Source organism: Sphingobium sp. TomMM35A (assembly GCF_054771735.1).
Genome location: NZ_BSRC01000001.1, coordinates 2,037,971 through 2,051,119, shown reverse-complemented (window position 1 = coordinate 2,051,119; position 13,149 = coordinate 2,037,971). Strand labels below are relative to the sequence as shown.

At 65.4% G+C, this 13,149-nt stretch carries 13 protein-coding genes; 3 read left to right on the top strand and 10 right to left on the bottom strand.

Annotated elements, in window-relative coordinates; genetic code table 11:
* Positions 1–36: 36 nt before the first annotated feature.
* From ACYU8T_RS10320 to ACYU8T_RS10275, 10 genes are all read right to left on the bottom strand, one after another.
* On the bottom strand, positions 37–1,272 hold the full coding sequence (locus ACYU8T_RS10320) for a murein hydrolase activator EnvC family protein (RefSeq protein WP_461159365.1): 1,236 nt from the start codon (positions 1,270–1,272) through the stop codon (positions 37–39).
* 82 nt (positions 1,273–1,354) lie between these two features.
* Complete coding sequence (locus tag ACYU8T_RS10315) at positions 1,355–1,777, bottom strand: 23S rRNA (pseudouridine(1915)-N(3))-methyltransferase RlmH (RefSeq protein WP_461159364.1); 423 nt, start codon at positions 1,775–1,777, stop codon at positions 1,355–1,357.
* Positions 1,778–1,857: 80 nt separating this feature from the next.
* A complete protein-coding gene (rsfS, locus tag ACYU8T_RS10310; protein ID WP_097092439.1) occupies positions 1,858–2,247 on the bottom strand; it encodes a ribosome silencing factor in 390 nt (129 codons plus the stop codon).
* Positions 2,248–2,259: 12 nt separating this feature from the next.
* A complete protein-coding gene (locus tag ACYU8T_RS10305) occupies positions 2,260–2,889 on the bottom strand; it encodes a nicotinate-nucleotide adenylyltransferase (RefSeq protein ID WP_461159363.1) in 630 nt (209 codons plus the stop codon).
* 47 nt (positions 2,890–2,936) lie between these two features.
* The gene (locus ACYU8T_RS10300; RefSeq protein ID WP_461159362.1) at positions 2,937–3,449 is read right to left on the bottom strand and encodes a sterol desaturase family protein; all 513 of its coding nucleotides are present in this window, start codon (positions 3,447–3,449) and stop codon (positions 2,937–2,939) included.
* A 107-nt stretch (positions 3,450–3,556) separates the two neighbouring features.
* The gene (locus ACYU8T_RS10295) at positions 3,557–4,303 is read right to left on the bottom strand and encodes a TorF family putative porin (RefSeq protein ID WP_461159361.1); all 747 of its coding nucleotides are present in this window, start codon (positions 4,301–4,303) and stop codon (positions 3,557–3,559) included.
* 134 nt (positions 4,304–4,437) lie between these two features.
* On the bottom strand, positions 4,438–5,730 hold the full coding sequence (locus ACYU8T_RS10290; RefSeq protein WP_461159360.1) for a mechanosensitive ion channel family protein: 1,293 nt from the start codon (positions 5,728–5,730) through the stop codon (positions 4,438–4,440).
* A complete protein-coding gene (gene metC / locus ACYU8T_RS10285; RefSeq protein WP_201515765.1) occupies positions 5,727–6,935 on the bottom strand; it encodes a cystathionine beta-lyase in 1,209 nt (402 codons plus the stop codon). Before metC ends, ACYU8T_RS10290 begins: the two co-directional genes overlap by 4 nt.
* On the bottom strand, positions 6,932–7,780 hold the full coding sequence (sseA, locus tag ACYU8T_RS10280; RefSeq protein ID WP_461159359.1) for a 3-mercaptopyruvate sulfurtransferase: 849 nt from the start codon (positions 7,778–7,780) through the stop codon (positions 6,932–6,934). The genes metC and sseA overlap by 4 nt, the downstream gene beginning before the upstream one ends.
* A 248-nt stretch (positions 7,781–8,028) precedes the next feature.
* Positions 8,029–9,345: a hypothetical protein gene (locus tag ACYU8T_RS10275; RefSeq protein WP_461159358.1), complete on the bottom strand. Its 1,317-nt coding sequence runs from the start codon at positions 9,343–9,345 to the stop codon at positions 8,029–8,031.
* Between the two features lie 53 nt (positions 9,346–9,398).
* Here ACYU8T_RS10275 and queF point away from each other — a divergent pair, with 53 nt between their 5' ends.
* The 3 genes from queF to ACYU8T_RS10260 all read left to right on the top strand — a co-directional run bounded on the left by queF (position 9,399) and on the right by ACYU8T_RS10260 (position 13,089).
* Positions 9,399–9,866 carry a preQ(1) synthase gene (gene queF / locus ACYU8T_RS10270; RefSeq protein WP_201515762.1) on the top strand — a complete coding sequence of 156 codons (468 nt, stop codon included), beginning with the start codon at positions 9,399–9,401 and terminating at the stop codon, positions 9,864–9,866.
* Positions 9,867–10,000: 134 nt separating this feature from the next.
* Positions 10,001–10,369 (top strand): endonuclease domain-containing protein, encoded by a 369-nt coding sequence (locus ACYU8T_RS10265; RefSeq protein ID WP_461159357.1) that lies wholly within the window; start codon positions 10,001–10,003, stop codon positions 10,367–10,369.
* Between the two features lie 89 nt (positions 10,370–10,458).
* Positions 10,459–13,089: a M1 family metallopeptidase gene (locus tag ACYU8T_RS10260; RefSeq protein ID WP_461159356.1), complete on the top strand. Its 2,631-nt coding sequence runs from the start codon at positions 10,459–10,461 to the stop codon at positions 13,087–13,089.
* The last annotated feature ends 60 nt before the right edge of the window (positions 13,090–13,149 follow it).

Genomic DNA, 13,149 nt, shown 5'->3' with positions numbered 1-13,149 from the left:
GCGCTCCGCTTCAAATTGAGGCGGATGAAGGCGCCTTCAGCCAAGCCCGACCAGCGGCACGATATCGACAGGGCGGCCATTGCGGCGCAGTTCGACGGTGATGCTCGGGCGGCGACTGGCAGCGTTGCCCAATGGATCACCCTGCCGCACGCTGTCGCCCACTGCGGCGGAGAGGCGCTGCAAGCCAGTGATCAGCGTCGTCCAGCCGCCACCATGATCAAGGATGATGATCTGGCCATAGCCTCGATAAGGCCCTGCAAAGACCACGCGTCCCGCCGTTGGGGCGACGGCAAGCGCGCCGGATTGCGTGGCGATGGTAAGACCGCGCGACCGTACGCCGCTTTCCGACAATTCTCCCATGCCCGTGACGAGTTGACCCATGACCGGTAGGCGATAGGGCGGCGGCCCTCCGGGATCGCGCTGCCGGGCGGGTGACGATGCCATGGCGAGGTCCGGCCGTGCTGGCCGCAGCAGCGGGCCGGGGAGCGCCGCCAATTCCTCGCGCAGGTCGCCCGCAGCCTGGAGCCGGTCCATCAGGTCGACGATGTCGCGCGCGCGTTCGCCCAGCGCCAAGGCGCGGTCGCTCTCCAGATTGGCGTTGGAGCGGTAGTCCTTCTCCGCCAGCCGCTTTTGCGCTTCGAGCGTCCGCAAGGCGGCTTGGCCCGTGCGCAGGTCTGCCTGGCTCTGCGCCAGTGATGCGGCCGCTTGTTCGGCGGTGGCGCGCAGGGCACGGCTGCGCTCCAGCTCGGCGCGCAAGCCAGCGGTTCGTTCCTGGATGACAGGCAGGATCTGGCCGAGAACAGCGCGCATGTGGACAGCGTCATTCAGCGACCCAGGCTGGACAAGCGCAAGGGCGATCGGCCGGCGCGCCATCATCTGCAGGGCTGCCGTCAGCCGGACGACCGGCTCCTGCCGGGCGGCGAGGCGCGCCGCCTGGGCGCGTTGCATCCGGGAGATGATGGCGATGCGCGCCTGCGCTGCCTGAATATCGGCCTCAGCCTGCTGAATGCGCGCGGCCATGGCAGCGGCGCGGCGGCGTGCCTGTTCGGCCTCGTCGCGTGCGGCGGTTGCCTGTTGCTCAAGGCGCCGGGAACGGTCCCGGGCTTGTTCGGATTGGATGCGCGCGGCTTTCAGCGCCGCCTGTTCCTGGCGCAGGCTGGTCTCGCCCGTGCCGCTCAGGATGATGCCCGCTCCGGGCGTGGCAGCCAGGCGCGCTGCGGTGAAGACCACTGCGCTACCGATGACCGCTGCCAAGACCGCTGACCTTTTCACCCCTTGCCCCCTGCCGGGTCGGTTGGCGACCGGCTACATATGAATAGGCGCAAAGGGCCATCCCTGTCGAGCAGTGGCGGCATCAGCCTTCGCGATGATAGGGGTGGCCCGAAAGGATGGAGCAGGCGCGCCACAATTGTTCGGCCAGCATGGCGCGGGCCATCATGTGGGGCCAGGTCATGGCGCCAAAGGCGATCAGCAGGTCGGCGCTTGCCCGGGCCTCATCATCAAAGCCATCTGCTGCGCCAATCAGGAACCGGCATTCGCGGGCCCCCTGATCACGCCAGCCCTCCAGCCGTTTGGCGAAGTCCATGGAAGTGAGCTGGTGGCCCTTTTCATCGAGCAGCACGGTGATTGTACCCGCCGGGGCAAGGGGCAGCTTGCCGCCGCGGTCAGGCAGTTCGGTGATTCTGTGCGGCATGGTCAGCCGCTTCACATAGCGTTCGACCAATTCCGCTTCGGTCGAACGCCCGATCTTTCCGCGCGCGATGATGTGGAGGAGCATGGATCAGGCTCCTAACGGGTCAGCGCGCGCTTGTCGAAGGTCTGCATGCATCGGCGAAACGAAGCCGATGGCGCGCGCCTTCAGGCCGTGCCAGCCACCGGCGCGTCGACAAAGCCCCACATCCGTTCCAGATTGTAGAAGCTGCGCACTTCCGGCCGGAACAGGTGGACGATCACGTCGCCCGCATCGATCAGCACCCAGTCGGCGACCGGCAGTCCCTCGACCCGCGCGGAGCGGCCAGTGGCCTGCTTGATGCGCTCGGCGAGCTTCTGCGCCATCGATGCGACCTGGCGGGATGAACGCCCGCTGGCGATCACCATATGGTCGGCAATGCTGCTCTTGCCTTCCAGGGGGATGGAGATGGTTTCCTGCGCCTGGTCATCGTCGAGCGATTTGAGGACAAGGTCGTGCAGGGCGGCAACGCTGTCGGCATCATGGGCCGGGTCGTTGGCAGGATTAGGTCTGGTCAAAAATGCTCCATTCTAGACAATCAACCGGCGCGTGAGCGGATCGCGCACGCGTGCATGTTCATATTCGCGATGCCAGAGGGGTTTCGCCTGCCGCAGCAGGGTCGCCGATCTTGGATCAGGACGAAAGCGCAGAAGCACAAGCGCCGGCGGTCTCCAATCCGTCCAGTCTGCACTCTGGCGCGCGGGCCGGACGAAACGCCGCAGCCAGGCCATGGCCCCAGAGCCACGGGCAACGCTATCATAGCCGGGACGGGCGATGACGGCAATGGGCATCTGTCGCGCGATACCGCGCCAGTCCTTCCACTGGCCGAACTGGGCAAGATTATCCGCGCCCATCAACCAGATGAACTGGTTGCGGGGGAAGCGCTGCCTGACCACTTTAAGCGAATCGATGGTATAGCGGGTGCCAAGCGCTTGCTCGATCGCGGTAGGGCGGATGGGTGCTCTCCGAGCGGCAACGCGGGCATGGGCGAGCCGCGCGGGGAGAGACGCCATGCCCGCGCGCGGCTTCAGGGGATTGCCCGGTGAGACCAGCCACCAGACCTCATCCAGCCGCAATGCCTTCGCCGCGAACAGCGAAATCGCGCGATGGCCGCCATGCGCCGGATTGAAGGAGCCACCCAGAATGCCGATGCGCGCCATTCAGCTGGCCACGCAAATTATAGGCAAGGCGGAAAAGCGCAGACTACTCACTCTGCTTCCACGAGCGCCCGCGCCTTCCGAACGCCCTTTCGGCCCTCTTGCGCCAACTGCCGTTTCAACTCTTCCGGGCGGGGGGCAATGAGGAAACCGAAGCTGACGCAGCCCTCGCGGGTTTCGACTGCATGGTGCAGCCGGTGCGCCTGAACGATCCGCTTCATATAGGGAGAGCGGGAGACATGGCGATGGGCGATCCGCTGATGGACGAGGATATCGTGAAAGCCGAGATAGATAAGCCCATAGGCGGCGATCCCCGCGCCGCATGCGGTGGCCCAATCGCCCCAGCCCCATTGCACGCCGCCCAGCAGCAGCAGGATCGAAGGCAGCGCAAAGATCACGAAATAAAGGTCGTTCGCCTCCCACATCCCGGTGCGGGCACGATGATGGCTGGCATGGAGGAACCAGCCCGGACCGTGCATCACCCAGCGATGCATGACATAGGCAAAGCCTTCCATCGCAGCGACAGTGGCGAAGAAGATCAGGAACAGCAGGAACGCGGACATGGCGCCCTATATAAGCGCGCGGATAAAGCTGCGCGAGCCTGTAAAACTGCAAAGATGGAAAAGGCCACGGTCGCCGGGACCGTGGCCTTCCCACTGATGATCGGGTATTAGAACGAGGCGGTGATCGAACCCACCACGCCAGCCTTGCTGACGTTGCGGCCGCTGGGGCTGTAGAGCGACTTGTCCGTGTCCACATAGCTGACGCCAAAGGTCAGGTGGCTCCAGGTGTAGGTCGCGCCGATGCTCCAGTCGGTATATTCGTCGCCGATGGTCAGGTAACTTGGGCCAAAGCTGTGGCCGAGATGCGCCGAAACGCCCAGCGGCGTATTGGGAACGCTCGCTGCCAGATCGCCCGCGACATAAAGATTGTCTTCGCGAGTCAGGCCGCCATCGACGGACAGTGCGCGGGATTTGGGCGCGTAGGCGGCGCTGAGCTTCGCCGTCGCCGGGCCGAAAGTGCCCTTGATCGAGGCATAGGGCTCAACGAAGTCGGTGTTGGCGCCGCCCGAGCCGGGATAGTAGTAATAGAGCACACCGACATCGACGGTCGCGGCCTCGAAGGTCCTGGAATAGCCTGCGATCAGGTCGAGTTCCTGGTCACTGCCCGCGGCAACATAGTCATCGATCGAAGAACCCCAGGTCGAGACATAAAAGCCCGATTCATGGGTAACGGTGATGCCGCCTTGCAGGGCAAAGCGCTTGTCCGTCTGCGAAATGCCACGGAAGCGATAGTCGCTGACCACGGCGGCATTGCCGGTGACGGTGAGTTCGGGCGTGGGCTCGTCCTGGGCAAGCGCCGGAACGGACAGAGCAGCGAGAGCGACGGCCGAGAGGCCGAGAATGGACTTACGCATGAGATTCCCCTTGATGGTGTTCTGCGATGGTCCCGCCTGCGTCAGGATCCCGGATTCTCTATTCCCGCGATGGGCCGGACCGGATGACCTGAACAGGTGAGGGCATGCCGCCGCATACCGCGCCGCACAAGGGATTATTGCTGCTTCTTATCTTTTAATTCCGAAATGTTGCTACTCTGCAACAAAGATCGGTGCGGGTCATGCAGGACGCGCTGGGGGTAGGGGATGGTGATGTCGTATTCGCGGAACAGCTGCCATGCGCGGTTCAACACGTCTGATTTCACATTTCCAACGCCGCTTTCGGGGTCGCTGATCCAGACGAGGATGTCATGCTCGACACGGTTCTCGCCAAAGTTGGTCAGCCATACATTAGGCTTGGGATTGCGCAGGACGCGGGGGCTTTCCTGTGCGGCGCGGAGCATGAGGTCCTGGGCGAGCTTAAGGTCGCTGTCATAGCCCACGCCCACCGGAATGCGCACACGGACGTTGCGGTCGGAATAGGACCAGTTCTCCACCTCCTGCGTCATCAGATTTTCGTTCGGGATCAGATGCTCCTTGCCGTCGCGGGTGAGGACGGAGACGGCGCGGACGCCGATCTTGTTGACCCAGCCGAAACTGTCGCCAACCACGATGACGTCGCCCGGCTTGATCGAGCGGTCCATGAGCAGGATGATTCCCGCAAAGAGATTGCCGAAGGTCTTCTGCAAGCCGAAGCCCACGGCGAGGCCGAGCGCGCCGGAAAATACCGCAAAGGCGGTAAGGTCGATGCCGAGCAGGTCGATGCCGATGAAGAAGGCGGCGACTACGGCGCCGATGGCGGCGAGCTTTTGCGCGAGAAGCTTTTGCGTGGCGTCCAGCCCCTTTGCGCGCCCGATGCTCTGCGCGAACAGCCTGTTGGCGAGCCGTACCAGTGCAAAGAGGAGGACACAGATCGCTGCGGTGCTGAACAGGCCGAGCAGCGTTACACGCCGCTTGCCGAGGTCGATGCCGATGCCGTCAAGCATGTCCGCCACCGGAGCAAAGCCGCCGCTGCTGCCCGAAAGAACCGTGACGAACAACAGCAGGGCAAGCGGGACGACCGCCCAGCGGGGAATAGCAAGGCTGCGCAGAATATGCGTGGCTAGCAGGGCGACGGAAAGGGCGAGCGCGGCCCCCAGGATAAGATGGGCAAGGGCACTGATTGGCCACAGCGCGGCGGCGAGGGCGAACAAACTGCTCGACAGCGCGTGGCGGAGGATGGGCCGAAGATGGCCCGCGAGCGCATCGCCCAATGGCCGGACGCGGCGGCGCAGACGTGGGGCCGCTATGTGCGCGATGCCGTCCGCGATCAGGAACAGGATGGCGGTGAGCGTCAGCGCGACCACAGGATGGACGATCGCCGGATTGCCCGGCAGCAAGGCAAGCAGGCCGGGAAAGCCTTGGGTCATCCCCTTGCCTTGCGGAAGCGAGCGAGGCCGGCATCGAGATCGGCGATGAGGTCGGCGGGGTCTTCAAGGCCGATCTGGAGCCGGACGAGCGGGCCTTCGGCCTGCCATGTGGTGGCGGTGCGATAGCGCGCTGGATCAACCGGCAAGGCAAGGCTTTCGAAACCGCCCCAGCTATAGCCGATGCCGAAATGCGCGAGGCCGTCGATCAGGGCTGCGCGGGCGGCTTCGTCCCCGCCGTTGAGGACGAAGCTGAACAGGCCGCTGGAACCGCTAAAGTCGCGGGCCCACTTCTCATGACCGGGGCAGCTCGGCAGCGCAGGGTGGAGGACGCGGGCGACTTCGGGTTGGCCGGAGAGCCAGCGGGCGATCTGGAGCGCGCTTTCCTGGTGCTGGTTCAGCCGGACGCCCAAGGTGCGGAGACCGCGGCTGGCGAGCCAGGCGTCGTCGGGGCTGACCATCTGGCCGAGCAGATAGGCGGTCTGGCGGAGCTTCGGGAAATGATCGGGCGTGGCAGTGACGGAGCCGAGCATGACGTCGCTGTGGCCGACGATATATTTGGTGCAGGCGAGGATGGTGATGTCGACGCCGTGGGAAAGGGCGGGGAAGAAGAAGGGCGTCGCCCAGGTGTTGTCGAGGAGGGTAACGATGCCTTTTGCCTTCGCGAGGGCGGTGATGGCGGGGATGTCCTGAACCTCGAAAGTCAGGCTGCCGGGGCTTTCCAGGAAAATGGCGCGGGTGTTTTCGTTAATGAAATGGTCAATTGAAACGGAATCGGCGAGGGGATCATAGTAGATCGTTTCGATACCGTAACTTTTCAGCATCTGTTCGCAGAAGTTGCGGGTGGGATCATAGGCGCTGTCGACCATCAGCAGCTGGTCGCCTGGCTTCAGGACCGAGAGCAGCGCGCAGGCGATGGCCGCGACCCCGGAAGGGAAGAGCATCGTTCCTTCCGCGCCGGGTTCCATTTCCGTCAGCGCATCGGCGAGGCTCCAGGCGGTTGGCGTCCCCTTGCGTCCATAGAAGAGCCGTTCATGCGTGCTGCTGCGCGCGGCGCTGCGCAGATGGGCGACATCGTCATAAAGGATGGTCGAGGCGCGCCAGACCGGCGGATTGACGATCGCGCCGGGCTGGCCGGGCATGCCGGTCCATTCGGGCTTCCGCCCGGCCTGCGCCAGCTGGGTGAGCGGCTTGCGGTCCTTGCTCATGCGGCTGGACCCGTCGCTTTGGGCGTGGAAGGGTCAAGCCCCCATTCCGACCAGCTGCCGTCATAAAGGGTGACGTCCGTCTTGCCGAGCAGCTCCAGCCCTGCGAGCAGGATGGCCGCCGTCACGCCGCTGCCGCAGGTCGTGATGATCGGGCGCGAAAAGTCGGTGCCCGCGTCGAGAAACAATTGCCGCAGTTGCGCCCCCGTCTTCATGCTGTTGTCGGCGTTGAATAGCGAAGCGGAAGGGATGTTGCGTGAGCCCGGAATATGGCCCGAGGCCATGCCGGGGCGGGGTTCCCTTTCCTCGCCGGTGAAGCGGGCCGCGCCGCGCGCATCGATGACCTGCGCGGCATGACTGTCGAGATTGGCCAGCAGATCCTCCTTGGTGCGGACCTGCCTTTCCCCGCGGCGGGCGGTGGCGTCGCCGCGCGGGATGACCGGCCAGCCGCTTTCGGTGGGGCGGCCTTCGGCGATCCACTTGGGCAGGCCGCCGTCCAGGATCGCGGCCTCGCGCCCCACGCCATAGAGGCGCATCATCCACCATGCGCGGGCGGCGCTGTGCGTCGGGCTGTTGTCGTAGAGGATGACACGGCTGTCCGCATCGATACCGAGCGCGCGGCAGCGTTCGGTCATGAAGGCGTCGCTGGGTAGCATGCCGGGGCGCGGATCATCGGCATCGGCGAGGCTGGGAAGATCGAGATAGGCCGCGCCGGGGATGTGGGCGGCCTCGAATTCGGCGCGCGGGTCGCGCGGCGTGCCGGGCAGGAACAGGCTGGCGTCGAGTATCCTGAGGTCGTCCTTGCCCAGTTCTGCAGCGAGCCAATCGGTGGAGATGAGAATGTCCAATGCGGCCTCTTTCAGTGGTGCGTGACTGCCTTTTTAGGAGGGGGATCGGGGTGTGGGAAGGGTGTTGGGGCTTTTAGCCTCGGCTATTGTTCGGGCGTCATTCCAGCGGCAGCTGGGATCTCGGGAGGGGTGGAGTGATGGAGCCTGAGATCCCAGCCTTCGCTGGGATGACGAGCTATGTGGAGTGCGGAGGGCGTGGCCGGGTCTGAGATTCCAGCCTGCGTTGGGATGACGGCTTCGAGGCAGGCTCAGCTTGCCAGTTCGAGCGCGGTGGCGCGGCTGCCGGGGGTGCGGAACTGGCGGGGGCCTTGATCGACGCGGAAGGGAGTGAGCCGGTCGGCGGGCGGGGTTTTTTCCTGGCCGACGATGAAGGCGCGGCCGGTGCGGCCAGAGCCCGTGGGGCTGGTGCCCGGCTCGTCCGACCAGCGATATTGCGCGTCGAATGCGACGAGCGGGATCAGCAGCGCGCGGTCACCCATCTGCACGGGCGCGATCTGGTCGGGCAGGAGGCGCAACTCGCCGGTCAGGCTGTGGCTGTGCCCTGGTGCAAGCGAGACAGCCGAGTGAGCGGGCAGGCCAAGAGCTCCGGCGAAGAACTGCTGTAGCTGCGCCTGTTGATGGGCATCGGCATTGGCGATGAAGGTGCGGATGAGAATGTCGTCCGCGACGCGCTCACCGCGATTGTGGAGCGTCAGATGGTAGCTGATGGTGGCGCCCATCAGGGACAGGCGGGCGCTGCGCACCTCAAGGCTAAGGTCTATCCACGGCCGATCGGCTGCCGCAGCGGCGGGCGTTGGGGAGGGGGCGTCAGGCCGGGGCGCGGCGGGCGGCGCAACCGGTTTTGCCGCTGCCGGACGGGGCGCAGGCGGGGCCGGGACGGGCTTTGCGGCTGCGGGCGTGGGCGGGGGAGGAGCTGGCGCGGCCTCCGGCTCTTCATAGGTTTGCTGCTCTTCTTCGGAACGACGGCGCAGGAACAGCCAGGCGGCCGCGAGCGCTGCGGCGAGGAGCGCGATGGCGCCAGCGATCCAACCCCAGGAGGCAGATTCGGCGGGCGCACCCAGCGGCGGTTCGCTGGCCGGAGCGGCGGGAACCGGGGAGGGCGCGGCTTGCGGCTCGGCGGGTTGTGCTGGAGCGGGCTGCGGCGCTGGGGCCTGCGGCGTCGATGCCTGGGGCGCGGCGCTGCTGCTTTCGGGCTCGCGCGCCGGGGCGGCGGGTTCCGCAGGCGTTGGGCGCGGCGCTGTGGTGGCGGGGCGCTGCGGTTGGGCCGGGGACACTGGTTGAGGCTGGGGCTGTGCGACGACCGGCGGGGGTGGCGTGATGACAGGCGTGCTGGCTGGTGGCGTCACAGGCGCGCCACGGAACACGTCGAGTTCCGGACCTTGGCGACTAGGATCAGCAGGCGGCGGGGACGTTCGCGGCAGGTTGAAGACAGGATCGGTGCCCCCCTGCTCCTGCGCGAACGAAGGCGTGGCCAGCAGCAGCGGCAAGGCAGTCAAAATGGCAGGACGCATCCCCATGGCAAGCAGCCAAGGCAATGATGACGCTGAACGGGAGGTGAATGGCATGGCGGTATCAGGTTGCGGTGACATTAGGCGTGCAATGGCGTAGATGGCCGGTCATGACCGACATACCCCAAAGCATGACACCGATCCATCTGGGGCAGAGCAGCGCACTGCCTGCGAGCCCAGAGGAGGCGGTCCTCGATTATGTGGCCAATCCTCGGCCCGGCAAGCCCTATCTGGTGCGGTTCACCGCACCTGAATTCACCTCGCTCTGCCCGGTGACGGGACAGCCGGACTTCGCTCATCTGGTGATCGACTATGCGCCCGGCGCGACGATCGTCGAATCGAAGTCGCTGAAACTGTTCCTGGGGGCGTTCCGCAACCACGCCGCTTTCCATGAGGATTGCACTGTCGGGATTGGGGAGCGGCTGTTTGCCGAAATGCAGCCTTTGTGGTTGCGGATCGGTGGATATTGGTATCCGCGTGGGGGGATTCCGATCGATGTGTTCTGGCAGTCGGGCGAGCCGCCCGCCGGGCTGTGGCTGCCTGCGCAGGATGTGCCGGGGTATCGGGGGCGGGGGTAGGCACCCTCATCCAACTTCGCCTAGCCGGCGGCGCCGGCAAGGCTGCGTATCCTTCTCCCGCCAGCGGGAGAAGGACGTCATGATAAAGCCCTCTCCCGCTGGCGGGAGAGGGTTGGGTGAGGGTGGGGTGAGCTATGGCGATAGGGCGTACCAATCCTCACGCGGCAGCATTGCGGCGGAATGCAACGGACTGTGAGAAGCGACTCTGGGCTGCGTTGCGCAATCGGCAACTGGATGGTTTCAAGTTTCGGCGGCAAGCAACGGTAGGCCCCTACGTCGTTGACCTGCTTTGTGCCGAACATCGCCTGATCGTCGAAGTCGATGGTGGCCAGCATGGTGAAGAGGCTGACTTGCCGCGTACGCGCTTTCTGGAGGGGCAGGGTTATGCAATGACCCCCTTCTGGAACCAGAGGTCTTCGAAAATCTGGATAGCGTGCTTGCCAGCATCCGGCAAGCGCTCCCCTATTAAACAACCGCACAACAAAGTTCGATCAACCGCTTGACCCGCGCGCGGAAAGGTTCGATCCCGCAACTATCATGGCAATGGCCGCCCGGGCCATGCCGTTCTCAACGTGTCGGAGTTGCGAACCTGATGTCCTTTTCGAAGCTATCCTCCCTGTTGCTGGCGGCTGCGCCGCTCGCCCTTGTTCAGCCCGCTGTGGCGCAGATGCCTGCGGGACCGGCGCCGGGCATCACGACGCAGTTGCCGCGTGGCGCTGCGCCCCGCCATTATGCGATCGAGGTAGTGCCCGATGCGGCGAACCTGAAGTTCACGGGCAAGGTGACGATCGACATCAATGTCGCGCAGGCGATGCCGGTGCTGGTGCTGAATGCCGCTGACCTTTCCATCGGCAGCGTCACGCTGACCCCGGCGAAGGGCAAGGCGATGACCGGTTCGGCCAAGGTCGACGCCAATGCGCAGACGGTGACGCTGGATTTCGGCAAGCCGGTGCAGCCGGGCGCGTACAAGCTCGACATCGCCTATGGCGGCGTCATCAACACGCAGGCGAACGGGATGTTCGCGCTGGACTACAAGGATAATGCCGGGGCGCAGAAGCGGGCGCTGTTCACCCAGTTCGAGGCGCCCGATGCGCGGCGGTTCGTGCCGAGCTTTGACGAGCCGAGCTACAAGGCGACGTTCGATCTGTCCGCGATCGTGCCGACGGGGCAGCTGGCGGTCAGCAACATGCCGGTCAAGGCGTCGCAGGATCTGGGCGGGGGAAGGACGCGGGTGACGTTCGGCACTTCGCCGAAAATGTCGTCCTATCTGCTGTTCTTCGGGCTGGGCGAACTGGAACGCGCTACGAAGATGGCGGGCGCGACGGAAGTGGGCGTCATCACCGGCAAGGGGAATACCGGCAAGGCGCAGTTGGCGCTGGATGCGTCGGCGGCGATCCTGCCCTGGTATAATGACTATTTCGGCGTGCCATTCCCGCTGCCCAAGCTCGACAATGTTGCCGGGCCGGGACAGAGCCAGTTCTTTTCCGCCATGGAGAATTGGGGCGCGATCTTCACCTTCGAGCGCGCGCTGCTGGTCGATCCCAAATTCACGTCGGAAGGGACGCGGCGGACCATTTATTCGATCGTCGCGCATGAGATGGCGCATCAATGGTTCGGCGATCTCGTCACCATGGCCTGGTGGGACGATCTGTGGCTGAACGAGGGTTTTGCGAGCTGGATGGCGACCAAGGTCACCGACAAGCTGCAACCGGAATGGGAAATGCTGCTGACCCGCGTCGGCGGGCGCGAGCGGGCGATGGCGCTGGATGCGCTGGCGACGACCCATCCGGTGGTGCAGAAAATCCATACGGTGGAAGAGGTCAACCAGGCGTTCGACGACATCACCTATGAAAAGGGTGAGGCCGTCATCACGATGCTGGAAGGCTTTGCCGGTGAGGATGTGTGGCGCGCGGGCATTCGCGGCTACATGAAGGCGCACGCCTATGGGAATACCGTGACGGACGACCTGTGGAAGGCGGTCGAGGGCGCGGGGGCCAAGGGGCTGGTCGGCATCGCGCATGACTTTACCAGCCAGCCGGGCATTCCGCTGGTGAAGGTGGAGAGCGCGCAGTGCCGGGGCGGATCGACCGTGCTGGCGCTCAGCCAGGGCGAGTTCAGCCGCGACCGGAAGGACAAGGCGCCTCTCCGCTGGAACGTGCCGCTGATGGCGCAGACGATTGGCGGCGCGGCGCAGCGGCTGATCCTGAACGGCACGGCTTCGGTGACGCTGCCGGGGTGCGGGGCCTATGTGATCAATGCCGGGCAGACGGGCTATTATCGCTCGCTCTATCCGGAGGCGAATGTGAAGGCGCTGGCGGCGGGCTTTACCCGGCTGTCGTCGATGGACCAGATCGGGCTGTTGGCCGACAATTTCCAGCTGGGGCTGGGCGGTTATCAGCCGATCGGGCTGGCGCTGGACATGGTGGACGCGGTGCCCGCCAATGCGAGCCCGGCGGTGCTGGCCGAGGTGCCGGATTATCTGAGCAGCGCCTATACGATGCTGGATGGCGATCGGGTGGGCCAGGCGCGGGTCGCCGCCTATGCCTCGCGCAAGCTGGGGCCGGTGCTGAAGAGCGTCGGATTTGATGCGAAGCCCGGCGAAGGGGCGCAGGTGCCGGTGCTGCGGTCGGCGCTTGTTTCGACTTTGGGCAGCATGGGTGACAAGGCGGCGCTGGCCGAAGCGCGGCGGCGCTTTGCCGAGCCAGCGCTGATGGAAGGGCCGCTGCGCAATGTGTGGCTGCGTATCATCGCGCAGAATGCTGATGCTGCGACCTGGGACAAGCTGCGGGCGATGGCCAATGGCGCGACGAGTGCGCTCGATCGGAGCACGCTGTTCGCTTTGCTGGGCGCGGCGAAGGATGAGGGGCTGGGGCGCAAGGCGCTCGACCTCGCCATGACCGATGAGCCGGGGAAGACGACGAGCGCGGCGATCATCTCGGCGGTGGGTGCGGAGCATCCGATGCTGGCGGTCGATTATGTGCTGGCGCACCGGCAGCAATATGAGGCGCTGATCGACGTGTCGGCGCGCAGCCAGGCGATCGCTCGGCTGGGCAGCGGGTCGGCTGACCCGGCAATGGCGGCGAAGCTGGACGCCTATGCGACCCAATATCTGACGCCGGAATCGCGCAAGGTGGTGGACCGGTCGATCTCCGCCATCAGGACGCGGATCGAGACGCGGGCGCGGTTGAAGCCTGCGTTGCTTGCCTGGTTTGTGAGGAAGTGAGTGGGGAGAGCTTAGCTGCTCGCTGACGCTCGCCCCACCCCTAGGCTCAGGACCCATTGA